Below are 22533 nucleotides of genomic sequence, written 5' to 3' on the forward strand. Positions count from 1 at the left end.
TATCGGACATAGGTGACGGATCTGCGCTCAGTACAGGTACTTGCGGTACGCCTCTTGTCTGGCGGGTTCGAGGTCCTCGACGCGCAGGCTGTGTTGCTCCGCCATCATGTCGCGCAGACTCGGCACCTCATCGGATGCGGGCCACGTCGACGGATCCCACAGCTTCGCCCGCAGAATTGCTCTCGCGCAATGCAGATACGCCTCGTCGATCTGCACGATCACCGCAAGCTGTGCAGGCTTGCCGTTCATCGCCATCGAATCCAACAGATCAGGATCGGTGGACAGAGTCGCCGTGCCGTTGACGCGCACGATCTCGTCGTGCCCGGGCGCGAGAAAGAGGATCCCCACGTGAGGATTCTCGATCATGTTCCGGTACGAGTCAGCGCGCCGGTTGCCCGGACGATCCGGGAGCACGAGCGTCTTCTCGTCGGGAAACAGAACCTGACTGACCAGGTCTCCACGCGGCGAGCAGTCGCAATTTCCGGCCGCATCGCATGTCGCGAGCACAAAAAACCGTGCCTGCTCGATGAATTCACGGATCAACGGAGTCGTGTGAGCGGTCTGCTTCTCCATGATCGTCGGATGGGGCTGTCCGAGAATCGCATTGAGTTGTTCCACGGATTCGATCCGCCCGCCCGGGGCGTTCGACGCCGTCACGTCGACACGTCGTCGAGCACGTGGTGGCGCCCGAGCGGCAACACCAACGGCTTACCCGACATGGGGTCGGGGATGATTCGGCTCTCGAGACCGAACACGGTGCGGACGTTGTCGCTCGTGAGCACCTCGGCAGGATCACCCGCCGCGTAGACCCGGCGATCGGCCATGGCGACGAGGTAGTCGGCGTAGCGGGCGGCGAGATTGAGATCGTGCAGAACCATGACAATCGTTGTACCCCGAGTCCGGTTCAGGTCGGTGAGCAGGTCCAAGACCTCAACCTGGTGGCTCACGTCCAAGAAGGTGGTCGGCTCGTCGAGTAGAAGCAGATCGGTTTGTTGGGCGAGCGCCATCGCAATCCACACACGTTGGCGCTGACCACCGGAAAGCTCGTCCACCGATCGCTCGGCCAATCCGGTTGTGTCCGTGGCCGCAAGCGCCTCGGCGACGGCTGCGTCATCCTCGCGGCTCCACCTCGACAGCACCCGCTGATGTGGATGACGACCACGGCCGACGAGATCGGCGACAACTATCCCTTCCGGTGCGATCGGTGACTGCGGCAGCAGACCGAGCGTGCGAGCGAGCTTCTTCGCAGGCAGGCGATGAACATCCTTGCCGTCCAACAGAACATGACCGCTTCGGGGACTGAGTAGCCGCGACATCGACCGCAGCAGTGTCGATTTGCCGCACGCGTTGGCGCCCACGATGGTCGTGATCTTTCCCGGCGGCACCGCGAGGTCGAGCGATTCGACGACGGTCCGTCCTCCGTAACCGAGTTCGAGGTTTTCGACAGTCAGAGTATAGGATTCGGTCACAGCGAACCTCCCGTTCGGTTGGAGCGAATGATGAGGTAGACGAGATACGGCGCTCCCAGCGCGCCGGTCACCACGCCAACGGGGTAACGGGTGCCGAAGGCGTACTGTCCGCAGAAATCGGCAACGAGCACCAGCAGCGCTCCGACCAGCGCCGACGGAATCAAAAGTGATGTTCCCGGACCGACGATGCGGGCGGCAATGGGGCCGGACAGAAATGCGACGAAGGCGATGGGCCCCGCAGCGGCAGTGGCAAAGGCGATGAGTCCGACGGCCGCAATGATCGTCAGAATGCGCGTTCGTTCCACTCTGACGCCGAGCGCTTGTGCTGCGTCGTCACCGAGCTGGATGGTCGAAAGGTTGCGCGATTGGCTCAGCAGCACCGGCCCGAGCACGACCAGCGCCAGGAGTACGGGAACCGTCGAACCCCAGTTGGCACCGTTGAGACTGCCGGTGAGCCAACGCATCGTCTCCTGCAGATCCCACGCGGCGGCGGTACTGAGCAGGTAGGCGGTGACGCTGTCGAGCATCGCGGCGATGCCGATACCGATCAGTATGAGCCGAGTGCCCGCCACACCGTCCCGGAAAGACAGAACGTAGATCAAGACTGCGACGCCCAGACCGACAGCGATAGCAAAAACCGATACCTGTGAACCGCCGAGTGAAAGCGAGATGATCGCGAAAGCCGCTGCAGCGCTTGCGCCGGAGCTGATTCCGATGATGTCGGGGCTCGCGAGCGGGTTGCGCAGCATCGTCTGGAACGTGATGCCACCCAAGCCGAAACAGATTCCGGCGACCACAGCGAGGACAGCGCGAGGCAGCCGGAGGCGGCCGACGGTGAACGAGGCACCAGGCACGTTCTCCCCCAGCACGACCCGAAGCACATCTGACGGCGAGTAGAAGGTTTTTCCCACCATCAGAGTGACCGCGAAGGAGGCGACGACGAGGACCATCAGCACGGCAATCACGATGCGGCGGCGTCTACCTCGTCGGATACGGCTTGCTCCGACTGCGTCGACCTCGACTTCGGGAGTAACGAATGTAGTGGTCACAGCTCACGTATTTTCTGACGGCGGACTATGTAAATGAAGAAGGGCGCTCCGATGAGCGCGGTGATGATGCCGACGTCGATTTCGCTCGGCCGGGCGACAATTCGTCCGAGAATGTCGGCGGCGACGAGAAGGCCGGCACCTGTCAGCGCAGAAAACGGTAGTAGCCAACGGTTGTCAATCCCGATCAGCAACCGGCACAGATGCGGGACAACCAAACCGACGAAGCCGATCGGTCCCGCGATGGCAGTGGCTGCACCGCAGAGCAGCACTGCACCGAGCGCTGCCACTGCACGAACCACCGCGACGCGTTCGCCGAGACCTGATGCAACCTCGTCGCCGAGCGCAAGAGAGTTGAGACTGCGCGCTGACAGCAGACAGATCACGAAGCCGACAATGAGGAAAGGCAGACCCTGCCGGATCACCTCGAAACTCGCGCCACCGACGCCGCCGATCTGCCACGAACGAATGTTGCCCGCAATATCGTTTCGCGGCAGCATGATCGCAGTGATGAACGAAGCAAACGCAGCCGATGTTGCGGCCCCGGCGAGAGCCAACTTGAGTGGGGTGGCTCCACCTCGCCCGAGTGACCCGACCACGTAGACGAACAACGCCGCCCCGGCTGCACCGAGTACGGCCACCCAGATCATGCTGGTCTGGGTCCACAGTCCGAACCACGCCATTCCGATCACCACGGCGAGCGAAGCGCCCATGTTGACGCCCAGGATTCCGGGATCCGCCAAAGGGTTTCGGGTAATCCCCTGCATCACAGCGCCGGCAAGACCGAGCGCAGCTCCCACGATTATCGCGAGCACCGTCCGCGGAATGCGCTTGGCAATCGCACCCTGACCGATGTTGTCCGTTGAACCGCCTAGTGCGGCAACGATATCGGACCAGTCGACCTCACGAGAGCCGATGACGATCGAAGCGCACATGAGCACCGCGAGGACAACGAGAAGGGCGATCAACCACAGCGAATTGCCGAACGTCGGGCGCCGCGTATCGCGAGCGCCCGACGTCGAATCCTGCGAGGTTACAGTCACTCCGACTTTCCAGCGGCCCCGGCGAGCAGATCGACGTAGTCGCCGAGTACCCACGAAATCGCGAGTGGAGTCGGGTTGGCCGCCGTTCCCATCGGCCCGGTTCCATTGAGGAACACGATCGCGTTGTTGGCGACGGCAGGCATCTGCGAGAGCAGCGGGTCAGCCTTGAGTGCGTCGACAAGTGCCTGGTCACCGTAAGTGACGATCAGTTCGACGTCGTCGAAGACGTCCACACGCTCGGCACTGACCTTCTTCGAGAACTCACCACCCGTCGAGGCGTCGGCAACGCTCTTCGGCGTCGAAAGTCCGAGGTCCTCGAAGAACGCGGCGCGCGTGTCGTTCGCCGTGTAGAAGCTGACCTGGCTCAGATCAGCGGTGTCGACGTGCGTCAGGAACATGGTTGCCTTGCCGGCAAGCTGCGGATGCGAGGCAACCTCGTCGGCGATCTCCTTTTCGATGGTGGAGATCAGTTCCTGCCCTTCGGATTCCATACCCAAGCCCATGCTGTTGAACTTGATGACGTCGCGCCACGACGTCGCCCACGGCCCCTCGGGGTATGCCACGACCGGAGCAATCTCGCTGAGGGTGTCGTAATCCTCCTGCGTCAACCCGGAGTACGCGGCAAGAATGACGTCAGGGTTCGTATCGGAGACGGCTTCGAAGTCGATGCCGTCGGTCTCGTCGAAGAGCACCGGCGGCTTCGCGCCGAGTTCGTCGAGCTTTTCCTCGACCCACGGCAGCATTCCGTTGCCGTTGTCGTCACCGAAAGTCGCCGCTGCCATTCCGACGGGAACCACGCCGAGAGCAAGGGGCACTTCGTGATTGGCCCAGGCAACGGTGGCAACTCGCTCCGGCTTGGCGTCGATCGTCGTAGTTCCGAAAGCGTGCTCGATCGTGACAGGGAAGGAGCTGGATCCGCTTCCGGCGCTGCCGCCGTCGGCGGTCTCCGAGGAGTCGGAACTGCAAGCTGTCATGCCGAGGGCGACTGCGACCGCTGCTGCGGCCACCGCCAAGAAGCGTTTTGAACGCATGAAAACAGAACTCTCTCGAGAAGGGGTACGGCCCTCAACCCGGCTCAATCAGGCACTTAGGTGAGGTTTGCCTAAACCGTATACGGGAGGGCAATGTGGCGCAATCGCGTGTTTGGGACACCCCGTGTAGCGATCGAGACAAGGTGTGATGGCCGATCAGCTAGCCCGGAACATCCCTGGTGTAGCGCCTGTAGTGCGCCGGAATGCCGCCCCGAATGCGCTGGTCGAGTGGTAGCCCACACGCTCGGCAACCTCTTGTAGATCCAAGCCGTGGGCAAGAAGGGTCACCGCTCGTTGGGCGCGCACAGCCGAGACCCACTGCCCGAAACTCATCCCGGTCTCCGACCGAAATACCCGGGTGATGGTTCGCGGGCTGACACCGAGGAGCCTTGCCCAGTCGGACAGCGTTCGCATGTCACTCGGATCGTCACCGATCGCATCGACGATGGGTTGCAGAAGTGGCGAGTCCGGCACCAGCACCAGCAACTCGTTCGGCGACGGTGCCAGCACGTCGATCACCATCTGCTCCGTGAGCGAGCGCGAAGGAGCTCCGAGTGACTCGTCTGCCAGTCGCTCGAGGAGGTTCCGCAGCAGCGGAGTGACCTCGATCGCCACCGGCACGTCGGACAGAGAAGGAACCGATGCGATGTCGAGCTGAGCGGCGCGATACCAGGTGCCGGCCGGCGCGATCGCCGAGTGCAGGACGCCGGCGGGCATCCACAGACCGACGGTCGGCGTAATGGTCCACGTGCGCGATCCCACCGTGGCGCTCGACGCTCCCCGCTCGTTCCACAACAATTCGTGAGTCGGGTGCGAGTGCGCATCCCACCGGGTCTCGCGGGAGACAAGTTCGTCCATGCCCGCAATGACAAAGGGCACCTCGACCGCCCCGGCCGAGTAGACCGGGAGCGTCCGACTGTCGACGGTCTCCAACGGGTTCTCCTCGGTTCGCGTGGCTGCTCCGCAGAAAGCATAGGTCGTGGGGATCGGTTTGTCGGTTCCCAAGATCGCGAGGATCACCGCCCGAAATCGCCGAGGTGACCTCACACACATTCAAGAATTGCGTATGCACCACAACAAAAAGAAGGTCACAGACCTGAAGTCTGTGACCTTCTTTCTTGTGCGCCCGAAGGGATTCGAACCCCTAACCTCTTGATCCGTAGTCAAGTGCTCTATCCGTTGAGCTACGGGCGCATGTTCTGTTGTCTTGCTGGTCTTGCATGTCTTACCGTCGTAATTTCTATCATTTCTTACCCGCCGGTCAAAATCACCGGCTTGGCGGAGGCGAGAGGATTTGAACCTCCGGTCCCTCGTAAAAGGGACAACTCATTAGCAGTGAGTCCCATTCGGCCGCTCTGGCACGCCTCCCTGGGGGTTCCGATCCTTTCGGACCGCCGGATCGAAAGATTACACACCCTTCGCCACCAAAGGCAAAACGTGTGGTCAGCGGGCTGTTTTGTGGACTTACCGCAGGTGGCTGTCGAACCAGTCGAAGATCCGGGTCTGAGCTTCGATGATCGAGGCCGAATCAGGGTCGTCGAGGTCAGCGTCCTCGGACAGCTGTGGCGGCTCGTCCGCCCGGTGAGCCAGTCCGGCGTAGCTGACCACCAGTGTCGCGACGTCGGCCTTCGCGGTCGCTTCCCGGAGCAGAGTCACGTGTTCGCGAGGCGTGCTGGGATCGTCCTCGCCGTACAGCGCCAGCCACGGCGCCTGCAGGGAAGTGGCCGCGTCGACAAGCGCCTGAGCATCCACCGACAAGGCTTCGACGATTCCCCGGGCGGCGACGCTCACCGCGGCGCCGACGGGACGGCTGGTGGCCACGAGCATCGCGGCGGTACCGGCGTCGTCGAATCCGAGCACCCCGATGGTGTCTGCGAGAACTTCGCGTCCGACGAGCCAATCGAGGGTCGCGTCGAAGTCGGCGAAGAGGTTGTCACCGAACACCTCACCCTGCATGTGTTCGGGTTCGCGGTGAAACAGGTGAGGTGCGACGCTCACCCACCCTTCGCCGGCAAGCGCGCACATCAGATTCAGCAGAGCCGGGCTGAACTTCCGGGCTTCATGCAGGACGACGATCCCGCCCCGCGTCGGGCCGTCCGGCTCCACCACGGTCAGCGGAACAGCCGTGGCGACCTCCCCTTCGGCTCCGCGCAGATACGCGGTGGCTCGGAAGATTTCCGACATCTTCTAACTCTGACACGCAGACGGCCGCTACGCACCAAATCAGTGCGCGCATAATCGACTCGTGACCGCACACATTCGCCCTGACCTCGCCTCCATCCCCGCCTACGTTCCCGGACGCAATTTTCCGGGTGCGATCAAGCTGGCGAGCAACGAAACGACAGTAGGGCCGTTGCCCGGTGTGCGTGACGCCGTCGCAGACGCGGTCGCCAATGCCAACCGCTACCCGGACAATGCCGCGGTTGCACTCATCGAGGCGCTGGCCAGCTTCTTGAAAGTCGAGCCGGCCAACGTCGCCGCTGGTTGCGGCTCCGTGACGCTGTGCCAGGAACTCGTGCAGATCACGTGCGATCAGGGTGACGAGGTCATCTACGCGTGGCGTTCGTTCGAGGCGTACCCCGTGGTCACCCAGGTCGGCCATGCCGTCTCGGTCAAGGTTCCGCTGACCGAGGACTTCGGCCACGACCTCGACGCGATGCTGGCCGCGATCACGGATCGCACGCGGTTGATCTTCGTATGCAACCCCAACAACCCGACCGGCAATGCACTGTCGAAGGCAGAGCTCGAGAGCTTCCTCGACGCGGTCCCGGCGCACGTCGTCGTCGCACTCGACGAGGCGTACTTCGAATACTCACGCTCGGACGCCGACGGCATCGAGCTGTTCCGCAGCCGCCCCAACGTGGTTGTTCTGCGCACCTTCTCGAAGGCGTACGGCCTCGCGGGAATCCGCGTGGGTTACGCGGTCGCGGATCCGGAGATCATCGTGGCCCTCGGCAAGGTGCACACCCCGTTCACCGTGAGCGCTGTCGCGCAGGCCGCCGCAATCGCTTCCCTGGCTGCAGCAGACGAACTGCTTGCCCGCACCGAAGGTGTCATCACCGAGCGGACGCGAGTTCGAACCGCTCTGATCGAAGCCGGGTACACCGTCCCCGAGTCGTCGGCGAACTTCGTCTATCTCCCCCTCGGAGAACTCTCTCCCGCTTTTGCCGAGGCGAGTACCGAAGCGGGCATTCTGATCCGCCAGTACGGCGTCGAGGGCGTCCGGATGACCATCGGCGATCCACACGAGAACGACGCATTCCTCGCTTTCGCTGACACCGACGTCGCGAAGCAGGCCGCGGGCATCGGCGTCACCGCGTGACACTCGATACATAACTGTTACGCCGGGGACTGGAATTCGTTTCGGCAGACGGGCACACTCAGGGAGGTTCGAAGCCGGTCCGAGTGAGGGAGCACGACGCATGACGCGACGCATGACACGAACGTGTGCCGTGCTCGCAACGACCCTTCTCGCCACCACCGCGACCTCCCTGAGTGGCGTCGCCAACGCAGAGTCCCAGGACACGGTGTCGGTACGTCTGTTGGCGTTCAACGATCTGCACGGCAGTCTCCGCCCGCCGGAAGGTGTTCGCAGCGAGATCAGGCAGGCCGACGGCTCTCTCACCCCCGCAGGTGGCGCGGCGTATCTCGCTGCTTACGTGACGCAACTTCGCAGCCAAGCCACCAACTCGCTGCTGTATTCGGTCGGTGACAACTGGGGATCGTCGGCGCTCGAGTCGGCGATGTTCAACGACGAACCGACGGTCGAACTCCTGAACCGGATGAAGATCGACGCCTCCGCGATCGGCAACCACGAACTGGACAAGGGACTCGCCGAGTTCCGACGCATGCAGTCCGGCGGTTGCTCCGCCGTCGATGCGTGCACGTTCAGTCCGTCCTTCGACGGCGCCAACTTCCCACTGATGGCCGCGAACATGACGTACACCAACGGCACCCCGGCCACGCTGCCCTTCACCGTGAACATGGTCGACGGCATTCCGCTCGGAGTCATCGCGATATCCCCCGCCAACACATCGCAGATCGTGACACCGGGTGGGATCGCCGATCTGCAGTTCGGCGACGAAGTCGAAGCGATCAACCGCACCGCCGACGTCCTCGACTTCTTCGGCGTCAAAGCCATCACCGTCCTCCTGCACCGTGGGGACGAACCGGCCGTCGAAGGTGGGCCCAACGACTGCAACGTCGAGTCCGGGCCGGCCCGCGACATCGCCCTTCGTGCGTCACCGAAGGTGGACGTCATCTTCACCGCCGACAGCCACCAGCAGTACAACTGCGAATTCCCTGATCCCGCAGGCAATCCCAGAGTCGTGATGCAGGGCGCTTCGCACGGCCGGATCGTGTCCGTCGCAGACGTCACCATCGATCGCAACACCCGCGAGGTCGTTCGCGATCAGACGTCCGCGTTCAATCAGATAGTGACACACGATATTTCGCCGGATCCCGATATTCAGGCTCTCGCCGACCGGGCCTGGTCGGAGGCGTCGGACAGCGCTCAGCGGCCGGTGGGGACCATTACCGCCGATCTGACACGCGACCGCGTCCCCAGCGGCGAATCGACACTCGGCAACCTGGTCGCCGACGCTCAACTCGCCGCCGGATCGACACGAGGCGCCCAACTAGCGTTGACGAACCCCGGCGGCATGCGCGAGGACTTGGACTTCGGCACTTCCGGCCAGGTCACCTACCGCCAGGCCTACGGTGTTCAGCCATTCGGTAACAGCCTCGAGGTGCTCTCTGTCACAGGAGCGGTGTTGAAGGACGCTCTCGAACAGCAATTCCAGATCGACCTCGACGGCACCGCTACCGAGCGCATCCTCTCCCCGTCCGCGGGCTTCACCTACGCCATGGACCGGCGGGCGGCACCAGGCGCGCGAATCTCGGAAATGCGCCTGAACGGCCAGGACATCGCGCCCGACGCCGTCTACAGCGTCGTGGTGAACAAGTTCCTCGCCGAGGGCGGGGACGGCTTCACCGCGCTGAAGAACTCCACCCAGATGACCGGTGCTGGCAACGACCTCGACGCCTTGACCGCCCTGTTCGCAGCCGGGTCGCCGGTCTCGCCACCTGCCACCGACCGCATCCGCACCATCGGCTGACTAGGCATCCCCGCGCTCGATTGCCTAGTCTCGACGGGTGATCATCGCGACCCATAACGGCAAGTTCCATGCAGACGACGTCTTCGGCGTATCGCTGCTCAAGCAGCTGTACCCCGACGCCACCGTCGTTCGCAGCCGTGACGAGTCCGTCCTCGACAGCGCGGACATCGTGCTCGACGTCGGCGGTCGCTACAACCCGGCCGAGGGGCGCTTCGACCATCACCAGCGTGATGCCGGCGAGCGCAGCAACGGCATCCTGTACTCCGCCTTCGGTCTGCTCTGGCAGGAATACGGCCTGCAGTTCTGTGAAGGCGACGCCTCCGTGTTCCGCCGTATCGACAGCCGACTGGTCGAGGGCATCGACGCCGTCGACAACGGCCAAGAGATCTACACCCTCAACGACTACGGCACCAAGCCTTTTGATCTGTCGTCCGTGCTGGACCTTTTCAATCCGATCTCGTCCACCGACGAGGAGTTCGACACCCAGTTCGAGCTGGCCGTCGTTCTCGCAACCCAGGTCTTGATTCGCCTGCGCGCCAAGTACGCCGGCGACGCGGCCGCCGAGCGCGAGTTCACCGAGACCTACGAAAAAGCAACGGATCCGCGCTTCGTCGTCCTGGAACGCTTCGTTCCCCACGGCCGCGCCGCGTCGGCCCAGCCGGAGCTGCTGTTCACCATCTTCCCGAACACCAACGGCGGCTGGTCGATTCAGACGGTCAAGCCTGCTGACTCCAAGTTCGGTTCACGAAAGCTGTTGCCGGAGCCGTGGCGCGGCCTGAACGGCTCGGATCTTGCCGCCCAGACGGGCGTCGACAGTTCGGTCTTCTGCCACAAGGCCGGGTTCATCGCGGCTGCGCAGACCCGTGACGGCGCCCTCCAATTGCTCGAACTGGCACTGGCCGAGTAGTTCTCAGCTCACATTCCCAGCGCCGTCTTCACCGTCGGCCAGGAATCGTGAAGCGCGTCTTGCCAGTACGGCCACGAATGGGTGCCGTCGTTCCGATACGCGAATACTGCGGGAATCGACAACTCGCCCAACCTCGCTTCGAACAGTTGTGTGCACGTATTAGCGAGCGCCTCGAGCGGTCCGCCTTCGATGGCAGTCTGCAGTCCACTCGGGGTGAAGACGTTGTCGTATTCTCCGGGCGCACCTGTACCGGAGGACACGTAGATCGTCTTCCCTCGCAGCGTTTCCGCGTTGGTGGACGGGTCGTGCTTTTGCCAGTCGGGGTCCGACGCCGGACCCCACATGTTGGTGGCGTCGCCCGCCTTGCTGGCCACGGTGAGCCGCACGGAATCCTGCGAGGACGATTCGGAGTTGTCGAGACAGCCACTGTACGAGGCCAATCCGGTGTAGAGCTTCGGGTGATGTGTGATGAGGTTGGCCGCGCCGAGCGCACCCATGGACACCCCGCCGACCACGTTCGTCCCATTTCCGGAAAACGCAGAATCGATCAACGTCGGAAGTTCTTCTGCGAGAAACGATTCCCACTTGTTCACACCGAGGTTCGGATCGTCGTTCTTCCAGTTGGTGTAGAAACTGCCGGTGCCGCCCACGGGGAGAACGACGTTGACGTTCTTGTCAGCGAAAAACGTTTCGATGTCGGTCTTCTGGGTCCAGGTGCTCTCGGAGTATCCGGATTCCGAACCGGCACTGACTCCGTCGAGTAGGTAGAAGGACGGACGTGAACCGGCGCTCGACGCTGGATGCAGAACCTGCACTTGTACCTCGCGTCGCATGGCCGGCGACTCGACGAACACGGCACTGCGTGTGGGCGACAACTGCTCTATGCGATTGATGTGAGCCCCGGCCTGACCGGCCGAATCTCCTGGTGGGTTTTCAGGTGCCGGTTCGGCATACGCCACTCCGCCCACGACAAGCGCGAGCACGACCAACACAATCCCGACAAACCCAAATCTCCGCATCCGTCAAGCGCCCCCTGAGCATCGCACGACTACCGCTGACCCTCGATTGGACAGGACGAACGTCCCGGGGTCAACCCACTGGTTGGGATTTATTACTCGCGGGTATCCAATGGAGTTGGACAGTTCTCCACCGATGCACACACAGGTGTGGATAACTTCATTCACATCCACTTCCCAGTTGTGCATAACCTGTGGACAAAAGGATGAATTACAACAGAGTTATTCCTCCTACCTGCAACGATTCGTTTCCCCACAGTGTGCATAACTTTGTCGAACAGGGCTCGCGAGACGCCGGTTTCCGGGCGTGTCCATGCAGTTCACACCGCCGCGCCACTCTTTGTTCACAGGCCCGACACCACCGGCCGACAATGCTCCCACCCCGACTTCATACTTGTTGCATGCTGACCGCTCTGCTCGCCGCCACAGCTGTGCTCGCCCTACTGACTCTGGTCCCCGGGCCCGACATGGCCGTCGTGACGCAGGCTGCTCTCGGCGCGGGCAGATCCGCCGGTTTCCGGGTAGCGGCCGGCATCGTCTCGGGCCTTCTGGTGTGGGGTCTGTTGACCGTCCTCGGGCTTTCGGCGATCCTCGCCGCGTCGGCCGAGGCGTACACGGTGGTCAAGCTCGCCGGCGCGGCTTACCTGATCTATCTCGGTGTGCGAGCACTGTGGGAGAGCCGGACGTCGCGGATGCAACACAATGCCGACGCTCCACGATCGCAGAAGGCCGGGACATGGAAGACGGGCTTCACCACCAACCTGCTCAACCCCAAGATCGCCGTCTTCTACACCGGACTGTTGCCGCAGTTGGTTCCGGCCGGGTGGCCGACGGGACCGTCGCTTGCATTGCTGGTGCTCATCCACGCAGCCATCACCATCGTGTGGCTCAGTGGCTACGTGGTCCTTCTCTCGCGAGCGCGTAGCACCTTCGAAAAGCCCCGAGTGCGACAGGCACTCGAGCGCATAACCGGAACAGTTCTTCTAGGATTCGGAGCGAAGATCGCGCTCGAAGCGCGCTGAGACGGCAATCGGAAAAGAGTAGACAGTGGGCGCGTGGGGATCGGGACCGTTCGATAACGACGGTGCAGGGGATTTGATCGCGTCCATCGGACACGGTGACTTCACCTTCGAATCGGTGGAGTGGGCATTCGAGGACGACTACCTCGAGGTGGACGGCGGCCAAATCGCCGTCGCCTTGCTCGAATTGGTGTTGATCGTGCGCGCCGATCGCAAACGCGACCCCGCCGCCCAGGACCTCGATCTCGATTCCTTCACCTCGGCCCTGACCAGCGAACGGCTCACCTGGCTGATCGAGATGGTGGAGCGCACCATCTCCTCGACCGATTCGGAACTGTTCGAACTGTGGGACGAGCAGGGACCGGAAGAGCTTGCCTCGTGGCGCGTTCCCGTCGTGGACGGTCTCGAGGATCTGCGCGTTCTGTCGGTTCAGTAACCTGCCGACGGATCGATTACCGCAGCGAGGTCCTCACCCGCAGCGAATCGAGCGACGTTGGCGGCCACGTGATCTGCCAGCACACGCGTGAGCGTCGTAGCCGGGTTGGCGACGTGCGGCGTGATGATCGCATTGGGCAGCTTCCACAACCGGTGCCCGTCCGGCAGCGGCTCGGGATCCGTGACGTCCAGTGCCGCACCGCCGATCGAACCAGCTTCGAGGGCATCGACCAGCGCGTCCGTGTCGACCAGGTTGCCGCGTGCGATGTTCACGATCCAGCTCGACTCCGACATCTGGTCCAATTCAGCCTTGCCGACCAGATGCCGCGTCGCGGACGTCGACGGTGCTGCGATCACGAAGTGATCCGCCCGGGACCAGATTTCACCGGTTCGATCGGCCGAGAGCGTTTCGGAAGCACCTTCGACGGGGGTTCCCGAGCGGGTGACGGCGATGACTCTGACCTTGGACGCGGCGAGGTACGGGATCAGCGCACGGCCGATTCCGCCGCAACCGATGATCGCCACTGTCGAGCCTTGCAAGGTGCCAACCCGTGGATCGAACTCTTCTTTTCGCCACGACTGCGCCGCCAATTGTTCGGGGAGAGAACGCACTCCGGCGAGGAGGAGCATCATCGTATGTTCGGCAACATTGCCCGCGTACGCCCCGGCAGCGGACGTCCAGACCCGCTTGTCGTCGATCACGTCGGCATCGAACCATGGCTCGATCCCGGCGAAGGGCAACTGCACCCAGCGAACCGAGTCAGGTAGCGACGACGGGAACGTGTCCGGACCATGTACCCAGACCACGCCTTCTGCCTCGGCGAGTGGAACGAGAACCCCACCGACTCCGCGAATTCCGTCGGCAATGTTCGGATCCTCGACGGGGCCGAGATGGATGCGAGGGGCGCTGGAGTCTGTCATGTAGGTGCGTTCCTTCGAGAGTGGCGGGGCGATCGGATCAACTCATCGGTGTGCCCAAGCGTACGGGCGCCTCGCCAATTCGGCCCGTCTAGCCGTTCGCCTTTGCGATCGAATCCTTGCCTTCGGCCGCTCCGCCCTCGATGGTGTCGTGCTGGATGGGAACGAACTTCTTCTTCGGCAGCAGGAACAGCCACGTCGCGAAGACGAACGGGCCCGTTCCGGCCGGCAGGCTGATCGGAGCAAAGGCAGACACCAGCGTGCCGTGGATGACAACAGTCACCAGTACTCCGAAGACGGTGTAGACGAACACACGCCACGACGGGTTGTAGAACACCGATCCGAGAGCAATTGCCGTCAGCACCGAACTGAGCCCGTAGAGACCATTGCCGATGTCGACGGTGTTTGCGCCCAGCGCCAGTACCGAACCCATCGCTATCGCGGAACCGATGAGCGCGAACAACGCCGCCCAACGCGACGCGACCAGCAGCGCGATCACGAAGATAATGCCGGTGACGGTGTTGTTGATCAGAAAGATCTGGGAGACGTTGCGGAACAGCGTGTCCCACAGGAAGCTGAAAGTAATTTCGGCATGAACTGACGCGTCCCCGATGTGCTGGGGAAACTGGCCCGCGCTGAGGTCCGACGTTTCGATCCGCAGGAACTGGAACGCCGCGAGGAGGAAGAACCAGTTGACGAGGTTGAACGGAAAGGTCAGCGCCGGTACGCCCCACGTCTTGAAGACATTGGCAACGGCCAGGAACGCGATCGTCGACGCGGCAGCTCCCACCACGAGGTAGATCCACAGCATCACACCGCCGGCAAGGAACGTCGGAAAGGCAGCTCCCACAAGAACTCCGTTGTATCCGTACAGGCCGATACGCATCGAATCGTCGTCGGAGTGCAGCATCATGCCGGTGACGGTGGATACCACCAGACCCACCACGGCACCGATCGCGACGGTGATCGTGTCCGCGGCTATCGCGCCCCAGAAGATACCGACCAGAAACAGCAGGCCCGTCAGCGCATTGCCCTGGAACATCACCTGCCCGGAGCCTTTGAGATTCGTGTCGATGAATCTGAGCACGACGTTCTTGTCCGCGACGTCGTCCCACGGTTTGGTGATGGTGGTCATCGCGCGTTCCTCGATCCCTATCAGGCGATCCGCGTCATCCCCAGAGCGGGACGGGCGGAATGGTGGTGTCCAGAACTGCCTTTCGCACCAGAGCCCAGAAATCACGAACCTTCGCCTTGACGGGTTCGCTCTCCGGACCGAGGACTTTGAAGATGAGACCGGCGTCGTTCGGTAGCCGACTCGCTCCGGAAACGACCTTGCCGTCACGGCCCGGAACTACCTCTTCGAGAATCGCGTCGGCGTGCTCCTTCGGTGTCAGCAGGATGACATTGCCGAACACGTCGTGGTCACCCATGATTCCGCCGTATCGCACGGGGAAGCGTGCCGGTTCGATCACCAATTTCTCGGTGAAGAGGTTCTTCCCGTCCGGACGCTCCGCCTTGATCATTGTGGAGTACAGGTCGTAGACGAACATCTCTCCGCCGTCGTGGTACTTGCGACCCGACATCACGATCTCCGAGAACAACAGCGTTGCAGTCGGATCCACCGTGATGTCGGTGCGCGCGTAGTACCTCGCGTTGCGGTGTGGGATCGTCACCCCGGGCATCAGTTCGAGATACGAATTCTCCGCGAGCACCACTTTCTGGAGTTGCGACGCGTGATTGGCATCCATCCGGTGAACCTTGGTGGCCGACTGAGTGGTCACGTGCGCGAGGGAACCCGGTTCCATCTCGATGGTCAGGAACAGTCGATCGCCTTGCAACACACTGCCGGACGTCGAGATCATGTAGACGCACGGCATGGTCGGCAACGCTTCGTCCCAGTACAGCGCTTGCTGAACCAGCAGCGGTGTCTTGCGGTACATGTCCCGCAGAATCGTCTTGTCGCCGCGGTCGACAAATCGCATCTCTAGAACGCCGGTCTTCCCGACCTTGCCGGCCGGGGCCTGCTTCGGCTGGTCCTGGTACTGGTCGAGCTCCGGGATGGTCGGGATCGGCCCCGGGAGCGACCGCGTTGCTCCCGGGACGGACGTTGCGCTCACGGTGCGCTCGCTCCCACTTCCTCTTCGTCGAAGAGGACTCCGTGCACGATGAGGTCCACCACTTCCTTGATGCCTTCCCCGGTCATGCAATTGGTGAAGACGAACGGCTTGTCGCCGCGCATCCCCTTGGAGTCGCGATCCATGACTCCGAGATCGGCGTTGACGTACGGTGCGAGATCGGTCTTGTTGATGACCAGGATGTCGGACTGCGAGATTCCCGGACCGTTCTTGCGCGGAATCTTGTCGCCTGCGGCCACATCGATGACATAGATGAAGAAGTCGACGAGAGCCGGACTGAACGTCAGTGTGAGGTTGTCGCCGCCACTTTCGATGAACACCACGTCGGTGTCGGGGAACGTCTTCTCCATGTCCTCGACCGCCGCGAGATTCATACTCGGGTCTTCGCGGACGGCGGTGTGGGGGCAGGCTCCCGTCTCTACGCCGACGATGCGTTCCTCCACGAGAACACCTTTGAGAGCCTTACGCACGTGCTTGGCATCTTCGGTGGTGACCACGTCATTGGTGATGATCAGAACGCTGGTGCCCCGCTTGATGAACTCCGGCGTGATCGCCTCGATGAGTGCGGTCTTACCCGAACCCACGGGTCCGCCGATTCCGATGCGCGTTGTCTTCTTCATCGTTCTCCTTCTAGTTCATGAACATTCGGACGTGCGCCTTGACGTGAACCGCAGCCAGAATGTCGATCATCGGGGCGAAATTGGACATGTCGTCGAGTCCGTAGTCACGCACTGCGGCGTACTCACGGCCGGCAGTCTGATTGACCTCGAACAGAATCTCTTGCGTCGCGAGGTGATCGACTCGGACGATACGAAGGGCAGCGCCGAGCAACGTCATCGCGACACCGTACTGATTGACCGTGAAAGCGTCCTCCTCCGGAGAACCCATCTCCGCGAAAGCAATTCCGAGGCCGACGGGGTAGGTACCCGGCGTCTCCCCCGATGCGATCGCAGCTAACCACTTGTTGAACAGGGTCTCACCGGCCAAGCGCCCGCCGAGTTCGGCCAACTTCTTACCCATGCGGGTACTCATCGTGCGTGCTTCTTCGTTGAGCTTGCGTTCGATCACTGCATGATCGGCCGCGAGGATCGCCGAGAAGTCACCGGCCGTCGCGCCCCGGTGCGCTGCGAGTACGGCGATACCGTCGCACGTCGCGCCCTGATGGGTGGCCGAGAGCACAAACTCCCGCAGCGACGGACCATCCGTGACAATTCCTTGCGCCACGGCTGATTCCAAACCGTTGGAGAACGAGAAGGAACCGACCGGGAACATGGAATCGGAAAACTGCATCATCCGCATCGCGCGGTTGATGCTGAGCCCAGATCCCTCAGAGGAGAGGGTCATGGGTATGCCCCTCGCCCTCACGCGCGGCCGCACCGAACAAACGGCGCGCCTCGTGTGGAGCGATGTAGGGAATGACCTCGGCGCCCGGGATGAAGGTGTACTCGATGCCCTCGAAAGCATGCGTACGCATCACCGAGCCCATGACAGCCTTGTCGACGGTCAACGGAACGTAGACCTTCATTCCCTTCACCACCGCAGGCCAGTGCTGGTTACCCACGGCATGTCCCAACTCCAAGCACGTCTGAATCATCTTCTCGGGCGTCACGTCGACCAGTGCGCTCAGGTCGATCTCCAACACGTCCTTGAGGTTGATCCTGGCCACGACCACGGTGTTCGCAGGCTCGTCCCACAGCAGAATGTCGCCGTCCTGCAACTGAATACCACGATCGAGCGAGACGGCCAGTTCACGGCCACCGATCGTGGTGCGCCGCAATCGACTCTTCTGAGCTTCCCACTGATCGAGCGACAAGACGTCCACTACAGCCTTTTCGAGTCGACCGGCCCACTCCTCGTCGGTCTCCTTCCCGAGAAGCGCGTCGACTCGCGTCGGCTTGCCGCTCGGCGCTGTCATCTCGCCGTGAGTGTGTGGCGCCGCATCGGCGCCGTGCGTGTGTGTGATAGTTCCCGACACTGGAGACCCCTAACTGAAGAAGTAAAGTTGGTTCAAGCGAATGGATTCGGCGGGTTCGACGTACGCATGGACGCCGTCCGCAGTCACCGCGAAGGTCTCCGGGTCCACCTTGATTTCCGGAGTAGCCGAGTTACGAACCAGATCACGCTTGGTGACCGTCCTCGTGCCCTCGACGGCGACAACCTGACGTTCGAGACCGAGTCGATCCTTGATGCCGTCGTCGAGCGCCGCTCGCGAGACGAACGAGACCGAACTCTGCGGCAACGCCTTGCCGAATCCACCGAACATCGGCCGGTAGATCACCGGTTGTGGTGTCGGGAGCGACGCATTCGGATCTCCCATGGCGTGCCAGCTGATCAACCCGTTCTTGATGATCGTCTTCGGCTTCGCGCCGAAGAATGCGGGCTCCCAGAGAACAAGATCGGCCATCTTCCCGACACCGATCGACCCGACCACATGCGAAAGACCGAACGTCAACGCTGGATTGATCGTGACCTTCGCGACGTAGCGCAACACGCGGAAGTTGTCGTGTGTCGGTGAATCCTCGGGCAGCTTGCCGCGGGACCGCTTCATGCAGTCCGCTGTTTGGATCGCGCGAAGCCAGTTTTCTCCGACGCGGCCCATCGCCTGTGAGTCACTCGAGAACATCGAGATGACGCCCATGTCCTGCAGTACGTTCTCGGCACCGATCGTCTCCGCGCGAACACGGGACTCGGCAAACGAAACATCCGAGGGCACTTTGGGATTGAGGTTGTGACAGACCATGATCATGTCGAAGAGCTCGGCCTGAGTGTTGATGCCGTACGGCAACGTCGGATTGGTCGACGCCGGAAGTACGTTGTCCTCGCCCGTCACTCGCAGGATGTCGGGTGCGTGACCGCCGCCCGCACCCTCGCTGTGATAGGTGTGAATCGTACGGCCTTCGAAGGCCGCGATGGTGTCCTCGACGTATCCGGCCTCATTGAGGGTATCTGTGTGAATGGCGACCTGAACGTCCATTTCGTCTGCCACCCGCAGAGACTCACGAATTGTGGCCGGTGTCGCTCCCCAGTCCTCGTGGACCTTCAGACCGGCCGCACCGGCCTTGATCTGTTCGACCAGCGACTGATGCCCGGACGAGTTCCCCTTGCCCAGCATGCAGACGTTGACCGGCAAACCCTCGTTGGCCTTGAGCATCATCTCCATGTTCCAGATACCGGAAGTGATGGTGGTGCCGTTGGTTCCGTCGGTCGGGCCGATACCACCACCGATCAGCGTCGTCACTCCCCCACTGAGTGCGTGGTACGCCTGTTGTGGTGACACGAGGTGCACGTGCGGATCGATGCCGGCGGCAGTGAGAATCATCTGCTCACCGGAGATCGCGTCGGTCGCCGGACCGGTGGTCAGCCCCGGAGTGACGCCTTCCATCGTGCTGGAGTTTCCCGCCTTGCCCCAGCCGACGATCTTGCCGTCCTTGATTCCCACGTCCGCTTTGACGACCCCGATGGTCGCATCGACGATGACCACGTTGGTGATCACGAGGTCGAGCGCACCGTCGATGCTGCACGACTCCGGATCCTGGCCCATGCCGTCGCGCAGCGTCTTGCCGCCGCCGTAGATCGACTCGTCGCCGATCGTTCGAAGATCTTCCTCGACCTCGATGTACAGGTCGGTATTACCCAGCCTGATCTGGTCACCCGTGGTGACCCCGAACAGACCTGAATACTCTTGTCTCGAAATGCTTGTCATGGGTATTGCTCTCCTTCGTCCGCCGTGAACGAGAATCAGTCGGTTTGAGGTTCGGACAGAAAGCCGAGTTCTTCGGCACGCTGGACGGCTCCGGGAAGCCGAGGGCGGTAGGCGGCGTGGGTCGGCGCCCAACCGTCGACAAGTCCGTTGAAGCCTTGCACTCGTTGCTTGCCGCCGAACGGCACTAACGTCACTTCCTTCTCGTCGCCCGGCTCGAATCTGACCGCCGTGCCCGCTGGAATATCGAGGCGCCAGCCGAAGGACTGTTCCCGATCGAAGGACAACGCGCGATTAACTTCCATGAAGTGGTAGTGCGAACCCACCTGGATGGGACGGTCACCGGTGTTTCGGACTCGCAACTTCAAACGTGGACGGCCCTCGTTGAGTTCGATCGGCTCGTCCCGCAACACGTATCCGCCGACCGGTACTTTCTTCTCGCCGCCGGAATCCTTCTTCGTCGATTTGCTTGCCATCTTGGAGTGCTCCTGACATCTCGGTCGGGCTACTGGATCGGAGAGTGCACGGTGACGAGCCGGCTACCGTCGAGGAACACCGCCTCGACCTGCACACGCGGAATCATCTCCGCGACACCTTCCATCACGTCGTCGACCGTCAAGGCGTGCGATGCGTCGGCCATGACCTCCTCGAGCGTCTTGCCCTCCCGAGCTCCCTCCAGGGCGGCTGCAGTGATAACTGCGACTGACTCCGGGTGATTGAGTTTGAGCCCCTTTGCCTTTCGCCTCAGTGCGACATCCGCCAACATGAGGATTGTCAGCTTGTCGAGTTCTCGCGGTGTCAGATGCATTCTGAACGCTCCTTGTCGATCATGCGGTAACTCCCTGTCGTCGAATACATGTCAGCTCCCCTGTTCCGTCGCTTCGGTGAGAGGTTCGGCCGCTTGCTGGACGAAACCGCTCCTCCTGCCGCCCGAGTACTCGTTGATCGCGTCCAGAACCGCCTGTGCATGTTCCGAGGCGACCAGCACCTCGACACGCAACCGCTCGGTGAACACGACGTCGTTGCGTTGTCCGCGGAACTTGAGCGAGGCCGAGTCACTCGCGGAGACATGCGCTTCCGATACGACTATCGACTCCGCTCCGGCGGCCAGCAGCGCCTCCCGTAGCTTCTCGGACTCGATGGTCTGCAATACCGCGGTGATGAGTTCGTGCTTCGGGGCGCCGAGGTTCGGAACAAGTTTTGCCCCCTCGACCAGGACCCCCGAGTCGAACCCGCTGGTCTGCGGCGCACCACCCGCGTCCACGAATGCGGCGTTGTAGCGGTATGCGTCCATGCCTTGCTGACGACGGTCGATGTCCACCTGGTCTTTCGGGGCCAGCTTGAGACCGATGGTCTTCTCGATGCCCGTGGCGATCAGCCAGGTCACCACGAACGAGAAAGCGATGACGACGATCAACGCCAGCGCCTGCTCGCCGAGTAGTCCTGCCCCGCCGCCGAAGAAGAGTCCGTCGCGGCCGATCGAATTGATGGCTTTTTCGCCGAACAAACCGAGAAGGAGTGAACCGAGGATGCCGCCGATGAAGTGGACCGCGATGACGTCGAGCGCGTCGTCGAACTTGAAGATCGACTTGAGCGCGAGCGCGAAGTGGCAGACCAGTCCGGCAAGCGCGCCGATCGCCAACGCGGAGAAGGTGCTGACGAAGCCGGCGCAAGGGGTGACGGTCGCGAGACCGGCTACCGCGCCGGTGATTCCGCCGATCGCCGTGGCCTTGCCCTCGGTGTACCTTTCGATGACGAGCCAGACGACCATACCGCCCGCTGCGGCGATGTGAGTGTTCATCAAGGCTTGTGCCGCAACACCATCGGCGGCCAATCCGTCGCCTGCGTTGAATCCGAACCAGCCGAACCACAGGATGCCTGCGCCGATCAACGCCAGAGGCACCGAGTGCGGGACTGCCTCGGCGTTGGGCCATCCCGGACGTTTACCGACCACCAGCAAGATTGCCAGGGCGGCGGCGCCGGCGGATGCGTGGACGACAATTCCGCCGGCCCAGTCCTGAGCTCCGCGGAGCGCCAACCAGCCTTCGGGATTGAAGAGCCAGTGCGCAATCGGGGGGTAGACGATGATCGACCACAGCACGAGCAGAACGGCCCAGCCCAAGGGCTTGAGCCGGTTTGCGGTCGCACCGGTGATCAGCGCGGGCGTGATGATCGCGAACATCATCTGATAGACCACGAACGCCAGAGTCGGTACCGCGACTGCACCTTCGATCAGGTGGAAGCCCGGGGCGGCGGCTGTGTGTATGTCCTGCAAGCCGAACAATTTGAGGTCACCGAGGAAGCCGGAACCCCAGTCTCCACTGAACGCGAAGCTGTATCCGAACACGACCCAGGTAATCGAGACGAGTCCGAGTGGGACGAGGTTCTGCTGCAACATGACGAGCGCACTGCTACCACGCACCAGACCGGCGTAGAAGAAGGCGAGTCCGGGAACCATGAAGAGAACCAGACCCGCGGAGATCAGCACCCACGCCGTGTCCCCACTGTCTATCACTGCTTCGGCTAACACCATTTCCATCGACATCGACGACCTCCGAGCATTATTCGGACCTGAACAAAGTCATTGGTTAGAGCAGCAATTCGCGATGTTCCGGTTCGCTGCGACAGTTACGCTACGCCCCATAGTTGCACCTTCTCAGCAAAATCGGGGGAACATCCGGTTTTCACGTTTAGTAG

23 protein-coding genes and 2 tRNA genes are annotated in these 22533 nt (G+C 62.3%); 5 read left to right on the top strand and 20 right to left on the bottom strand.

Annotation, left to right across the window (positions count from 1 at the left end; all coding sequences use genetic code 11):
- Window positions 1-27: 27 nt before the first annotated feature.
- From ACYP01_RS26820 to ACYP01_RS26860, 9 genes are all read right to left on the bottom strand, one after another.
- On the bottom strand, window positions 28-657 hold the full coding sequence (locus ACYP01_RS26820; RefSeq protein WP_459683129.1) for a pyridoxamine 5'-phosphate oxidase family protein: 630 nt from the start codon (window positions 655-657) through the stop codon (window positions 28-30).
- Entirely contained in the window at window positions 654-1469 is an 816-nt protein-coding gene (locus ACYP01_RS26825; RefSeq protein ID WP_459683130.1) for an ABC transporter ATP-binding protein, read from the bottom strand. The genes ACYP01_RS26820 and ACYP01_RS26825 overlap by 4 nt, the downstream gene beginning before the upstream one ends.
- Entirely contained in the window at window positions 1466-2518 is a 1053-nt protein-coding gene (locus ACYP01_RS26830) for a FecCD family ABC transporter permease (RefSeq protein WP_151097620.1), read from the bottom strand. Before ACYP01_RS26830 ends, ACYP01_RS26825 begins: the two co-directional genes overlap by 4 nt.
- The gene (locus ACYP01_RS26835) at window positions 2515-3558 is read right to left on the bottom strand and encodes a FecCD family ABC transporter permease (RefSeq protein ID WP_054827389.1); all 1044 of its coding nucleotides are present in this window, start codon (window positions 3556-3558) and stop codon (window positions 2515-2517) included. Before ACYP01_RS26835 ends, ACYP01_RS26830 begins: the two co-directional genes overlap by 4 nt.
- A complete protein-coding gene (locus ACYP01_RS26840; protein WP_064442985.1) occupies window positions 3555-4589 on the bottom strand; it encodes an iron-siderophore ABC transporter substrate-binding protein in 1035 nt (344 codons plus the stop codon). Before ACYP01_RS26840 ends, ACYP01_RS26835 begins: the two co-directional genes overlap by 4 nt.
- 156 nt (window positions 4590-4745) lie before the next feature.
- Complete coding sequence (locus tag ACYP01_RS26845) at window positions 4746-5594, bottom strand: helix-turn-helix domain-containing protein (protein WP_241064894.1); 849 nt, start codon at window positions 5592-5594, stop codon at window positions 4746-4748.
- A gap of 116 nt (window positions 5595-5710) precedes the next feature.
- Window positions 5711-5783, bottom strand: a tRNA-Arg gene (locus ACYP01_RS26850).
- A gap of 82 nt (window positions 5784-5865) precedes the next feature.
- A tRNA-Ser gene (locus tag ACYP01_RS26855) sits at window positions 5866-5957 on the bottom strand.
- Window positions 5958-6053: 96 nt separating this feature from the next.
- Entirely contained in the window at window positions 6054-6773 is a 720-nt protein-coding gene (locus ACYP01_RS26860) for a dienelactone hydrolase family protein (protein ID WP_003943860.1), read from the bottom strand.
- Window positions 6774-6834: 61 nt separating this feature from the next.
- Here ACYP01_RS26860 and hisC point away from each other — a divergent pair, with 61 nt between their 5' ends.
- The 3 genes from hisC (at window position 6835) to ACYP01_RS26875 (ending at window position 10613) form a co-directional block, all read left to right on the top strand.
- Window positions 6835-7911, top strand: a complete 1077-nt coding sequence (hisC, locus tag ACYP01_RS26865) for a histidinol-phosphate transaminase (RefSeq protein ID WP_047271525.1) — start codon at window positions 6835-6837, stop codon at window positions 7909-7911.
- A 100-nt stretch (window positions 7912-8011) separates the two neighbouring features.
- The gene (locus ACYP01_RS26870) at window positions 8012-9706 is read left to right on the top strand and encodes a bifunctional metallophosphatase/5'-nucleotidase (protein ID WP_459683131.1); all 1695 of its coding nucleotides are present in this window, start codon (window positions 8012-8014) and stop codon (window positions 9704-9706) included.
- Window positions 9707-9743: 37 nt separating this feature from the next.
- Entirely contained in the window at window positions 9744-10613 is an 870-nt protein-coding gene (locus ACYP01_RS26875) for an MYG1 family protein (protein WP_003943978.1), read from the top strand.
- 8 nt (window positions 10614-10621) lie between these two features.
- Here the strand turns inward: ACYP01_RS26875 and ACYP01_RS26880 are convergent, their stop codons facing one another.
- Window positions 10622-11632 (bottom strand): alpha/beta hydrolase, encoded by a 1011-nt coding sequence (locus tag ACYP01_RS26880; RefSeq protein WP_065351788.1) that lies wholly within the window; start codon window positions 11630-11632, stop codon window positions 10622-10624.
- Window positions 11633-12030: 398 nt separating this feature from the next.
- Between ACYP01_RS26880 and ACYP01_RS26885 the strand changes: the two genes are divergently transcribed.
- Window positions 12031-12651: a LysE family translocator gene (locus tag ACYP01_RS26885; RefSeq protein WP_007731691.1), complete on the top strand. Its 621-nt coding sequence runs from the start codon at window positions 12031-12033 to the stop codon at window positions 12649-12651.
- A gap of 25 nt (window positions 12652-12676) precedes the next feature.
- Window positions 12677-13084 (top strand): DUF4259 domain-containing protein, encoded by a 408-nt coding sequence (locus tag ACYP01_RS26890; protein ID WP_020968164.1) that lies wholly within the window; start codon window positions 12677-12679, stop codon window positions 13082-13084.
- On the opposite strand, the gene ACYP01_RS26895 is transcribed toward ACYP01_RS26890, so the two are convergent.
- From ACYP01_RS26895 to amt, 10 genes are all read right to left on the bottom strand, one after another.
- A complete protein-coding gene (locus ACYP01_RS26895; RefSeq protein ID WP_404650408.1) occupies window positions 13078-14004 on the bottom strand; it encodes a D-isomer specific 2-hydroxyacid dehydrogenase family protein in 927 nt (308 codons plus the stop codon). The genes ACYP01_RS26890 and ACYP01_RS26895 overlap by 7 nt on opposite strands.
- Window positions 14005-14092: 88 nt before the next feature.
- Window positions 14093-15136, bottom strand: a complete 1044-nt coding sequence (yut, locus tag ACYP01_RS26900) for an urea transporter (protein ID WP_030535783.1) — start codon at window positions 15134-15136, stop codon at window positions 14093-14095.
- 34 nt (window positions 15137-15170) lie between these two features.
- Window positions 15171-16118, bottom strand: coding sequence for an urease accessory protein UreD (locus tag ACYP01_RS26905; protein WP_459683132.1), 948 nt, complete (start codon window positions 16116-16118; stop codon window positions 15171-15173).
- The gene (ureG, locus tag ACYP01_RS26910; RefSeq protein WP_007731713.1) at window positions 16115-16756 is read right to left on the bottom strand and encodes an urease accessory protein UreG; all 642 of its coding nucleotides are present in this window, start codon (window positions 16754-16756) and stop codon (window positions 16115-16117) included. Before ureG ends, ACYP01_RS26905 begins: the two co-directional genes overlap by 4 nt.
- A 10-nt stretch (window positions 16757-16766) precedes the next feature.
- A complete protein-coding gene (locus tag ACYP01_RS26915; protein ID WP_459683133.1) occupies window positions 16767-17480 on the bottom strand; it encodes an urease accessory protein UreF in 714 nt (237 codons plus the stop codon).
- A complete protein-coding gene (locus ACYP01_RS26920) occupies window positions 17464-18111 on the bottom strand; it encodes an urease accessory protein UreE (RefSeq protein WP_459683134.1) in 648 nt (215 codons plus the stop codon). Before ACYP01_RS26920 ends, ACYP01_RS26915 begins: the two co-directional genes overlap by 17 nt.
- 9 nt (window positions 18112-18120) lie before the next feature.
- Window positions 18121-19839, bottom strand: coding sequence for an urease subunit alpha (locus ACYP01_RS26925; protein ID WP_003943847.1), 1719 nt, complete (start codon window positions 19837-19839; stop codon window positions 18121-18123).
- 35 nt (window positions 19840-19874) lie between these two features.
- Complete coding sequence (locus ACYP01_RS26930; RefSeq protein WP_003943812.1) at window positions 19875-20312, bottom strand: urease subunit beta; 438 nt, start codon at window positions 20310-20312, stop codon at window positions 19875-19877.
- Window positions 20313-20341: 29 nt separating this feature from the next.
- Window positions 20342-20644, bottom strand: a complete 303-nt coding sequence (locus ACYP01_RS26935; protein WP_003943837.1) for an urease subunit gamma — start codon at window positions 20642-20644, stop codon at window positions 20342-20344.
- A gap of 51 nt (window positions 20645-20695) precedes the next feature.
- A complete protein-coding gene (gene amt, locus ACYP01_RS26940; RefSeq protein WP_228117877.1) occupies window positions 20696-22375 on the bottom strand; it encodes an ammonium transporter in 1680 nt (559 codons plus the stop codon).
- Window positions 22376-22533 lie beyond the last annotated feature (158 nt).

It is taken from the genome of Rhodococcus sp. no. 34 (assembly GCF_054589475.1).

Bases quoted from the DNA above. Each gene is read 5' to 3' on its own strand.
- ACYP01_RS26840 (WP_064442985.1), bottom strand. From the start codon at position 4,589: ATGCGTTCAAAACGCTTCTTGGCGGTGGCCGCAGCAGCGGTCGCAGTC.
- ACYP01_RS26860 (WP_003943860.1), bottom strand. From the start codon at position 6,773: ATGTCGGAAATCTTCCGAGCCACCGCGTATCTGCGCGGAGCCGAAGGG.
- ACYP01_RS26870 (WP_459683131.1), top strand. From the start codon at position 8,012: ATGACGCGACGCATGACACGAACGTGTGCCGTGCTCGCAACGACCCTT.
- ACYP01_RS26880 (WP_065351788.1), bottom strand. From the start codon at position 11,632: ATGCGGAGATTTGGGTTTGTCGGGATTGTGTTGGTCGTGCTCGCGCTT.
- ACYP01_RS26885 (WP_007731691.1), top strand. From the start codon at position 12,031: ATGCTGACCGCTCTGCTCGCCGCCACAGCTGTGCTCGCCCTACTGACT.
- ACYP01_RS26895 (WP_404650408.1), bottom strand. From the start codon at position 14,004: ATGACAGACTCCAGCGCCCCTCGCATCCATCTCGGCCCCGTCGAGGAT.
- yut (WP_030535783.1), bottom strand. From the start codon at position 15,136: ATGACCACCATCACCAAACCGTGGGACGACGTCGCGGACAAGAACGTC.
- ureG (WP_007731713.1), bottom strand. From the start codon at position 16,756: ATGAAGAAGACAACGCGCATCGGAATCGGCGGACCCGTGGGTTCGGGT.
- ACYP01_RS26915 (WP_459683133.1), bottom strand. From the start codon at position 17,480: ATGACCCTCTCCTCTGAGGGATCTGGGCTCAGCATCAACCGCGCGATG.
- ACYP01_RS26925 (WP_003943847.1), bottom strand. From the start codon at position 19,839: ATGACAAGCATTTCGAGACAAGAGTATTCAGGTCTGTTCGGGGTCACC.
- ACYP01_RS26930 (WP_003943812.1), bottom strand. From the start codon at position 20,312: ATGGCAAGCAAATCGACGAAGAAGGATTCCGGCGGCGAGAAGAAAGTA.
- ACYP01_RS26935 (WP_003943837.1), bottom strand. From the start codon at position 20,644: ATGCATCTGACACCGCGAGAACTCGACAAGCTGACAATCCTCATGTTG.
- amt (WP_228117877.1), bottom strand. From the start codon at position 22,375: ATGGAAATGGTGTTAGCCGAAGCAGTGATAGACAGTGGGGACACGGCG.